Below are 2180 nucleotides of genomic sequence, written 5' to 3'. Positions count from 1 at the left end.
GTAAATTTTCAGCGTTGCTGGCTCCCCGTCAGCCGGATTGGGTTGCATCGCAGGGGTGTCGAAAGAGTCAACTGCGGTCCAAAGCTGTTGGACTTGGGTGAAAAGGGCGTTTATTCTTCCTATACGTGAACCGCATCCTACGGAATGAGTAACCCTTGCCCTATTGTGAGTAGAACGTCGTATAATTCAAACGAAAGCAGTTAATAGGTATGAAATATCACAGCACAAAAGAGCGACAGGACATGTTTAGATGATGTTATTATAAAATAATAACATCATGGATGAATAAAAAATAATTTTCTATCTTTACAACTATGTTATACTTCTATGATAAGGCTATGATGGCAAAGCCTTGGTTTTCCTAATCAAATAGTCGCCGAGATGGCTTCAATGCGACAGTAGGTCTACTGTCTCACAATTAATTCATGTATCAGATTTTTGTTCCCTGATGGGAAGTGTTATCCATACGAAAAGAATATGGGTAAAGTGTTACACCTGTATATGACATTCAGAATGTCCTGTCGGGGGAACTGGTACCAATTTAATAAAAGAAAACAGTATAGAAATGACAATCGAAGATATGCAAACATTAGCCCTAGAGCATGGGCTGAGAATTTCGGAAGAGATGAGCGTCAATGAGATGGGCATCGACTTTAGAGTTGCCTTTGTAAAGGAAGTAAACGGTGAGAACTGGGTACTCCGTATACCTCGAAGAAGCGATATGCTTGAACAAATCGAAAATGAAAGTAGAATATTGGATTTAGCCAAAAGAAACCTGTCGATCAATGTCCCTGATTGGAAAATTGTATCGGAGCGCCTAATAGCCTACCCTTTACTGGAGGATGCGCCTGCTCTGACATTCGATGCGATAACACATGAGGTTTCTTGGAACATAGATCGCGATAGCATAGCTTATGTGGAGTCTCTGGCAAAATCATTGGCCGAATTACATCGTATTACAGCTGACGATGTGAGAAAGAGCAACTTGAAAATAATGACTCCAAGTGAATTGAGGACCGAAATAGCTGACCGTATCCACTTGGTGAAATCTGAGATAGGTATCAGCGAGCCGTTGGAAAACAGATACCGTAGATGGTTGGACAATGACCCTTTGTGGCCTGAATTCACTTGTTTCATCCATGGCGATCTCTATGCAGGGCATGTCTTAACCTCGAAGGAAGGTAAGACCTCTGGTATCATAGATTGGTCTACTGCGCATATGGGTGATCCTGCACTGGACTTTTCTGGTCACGTATCGGTTTTTGGAGAGGATAGCCTGAAGAGTTTGATAACGGAGTATGCTAAACAAGGCGGAACGATATGGGATAGGCTCTACGAACAATCTATAGAGAGGGCTGCTGCAGCTCCATTAGCATATGGCGCTTTTGCGGTAGAGTGCAACGACGATAATCATATCAATGCCGCCAGAGCAGCCTTAGGTATTGTTCAATAAAATGATGTGAGGATACTTTTTTAAATGCTAAAATAGGAGTTCGATTGGTGCCACTTAAGAGTATCATTGATTTCTATTTTAGCCAGTATCCTCCACTTTTAGGAGCTCCTCGAAACTCGATTTTATGATCATCTCTTAAGATTTTGAGCCACCGCTCTACTATCTTGACAGGAACTAATAGCTCGTTTACTAAAAATGGTGCACGCTTTCCTGGATTAGTTCTTATCTGATTAAATAGTAGATTTACTCCCTCACTTACTCCCTCATTAGATTCGAAAAGTAGCTTTGATGAGACAATAACTCGAAAACCGTGCTGGAAATTTTCAAAGACAGGGGGACGCAGACCATAGGATGCGAAGCCTTCTTGGATTCGTTTGATGCCTGACCCATATTTTTCAATAAAATGCGCTTCTTTGAACGTGGCAGATATCCTTTTATTGCGCGCCCATGGCGAGTAATCTTCACGAAGAAGCTGATCAATCGTTAAGTTATCAGCTAAACCACCTGGATTGAAAAACTCTATGGAATTGTAATACACCCTGATTATGGAATCGGCAAATTAATTTGGACTTGGGTGAAAAGGGCGTTTATTCTTCCTATTACGTTGTCGGCAGCGGGCCAAAAAGGAATACGTCCATGCCCATCGAGGTGAAACCGGCTGTGAGCGCGGGTTCAAGCATATAGCCCGACAGGCGCGTATCCTTGCCGATCACGACACGATGGCGGT

At 42.5% G+C, this 2180-nt stretch carries 2 protein-coding genes and 1 pseudogene; 1 reads left to right on the top strand and 2 read right to left on the bottom strand.

Features of this window, described 5'->3' with window-relative positions; translation table 11 throughout:
- Window positions 1-565: 565 nt before the first annotated feature.
- Complete coding sequence (mph, locus tag FTU38_RS16580; RefSeq protein WP_071830579.1) at window positions 566-1453, top strand: Mph(E)/Mph(G) family macrolide 2'-phosphotransferase; 888 nt, start codon at window positions 566-568, stop codon at window positions 1451-1453.
- Between the two features lie 73 nt (window positions 1454-1526).
- On the opposite strand, the gene FTU38_RS16575 is transcribed toward mph, so the two are convergent.
- Both FTU38_RS16575 and FTU38_RS16570 read right to left on the bottom strand, forming a co-directional pair.
- Window positions 1527-1991, bottom strand: coding sequence for an ATP-binding protein (locus FTU38_RS16575; RefSeq protein ID WP_071830580.1), 465 nt, complete (start codon window positions 1989-1991; stop codon window positions 1527-1529).
- A 67-nt stretch (window positions 1992-2058) separates the two neighbouring features.
- Window positions 2059-2180 (bottom strand): annotated as a pseudogene (locus FTU38_RS16570) (hypothetical protein); the annotation flags it as partial.

Source organism: Acinetobacter sp. YH12098, assembly GCF_013419235.1.
Classification (GTDB): domain Bacteria; phylum Pseudomonadota; class Gammaproteobacteria; order Pseudomonadales; family Moraxellaceae; genus Acinetobacter; species Acinetobacter amyesii.
Note: the sequence above shows the minus strand (reverse complement) of the source record. Positions and strands in the feature narration are given on the sequence as shown.

Coding starts and splice junctions, on each gene's coding strand:
- mph (WP_071830579.1), top strand. CDS start 566: ATGACAATCGAAGATATGCAAACATTAGCCCTAGAGCATGGGCTGAGA.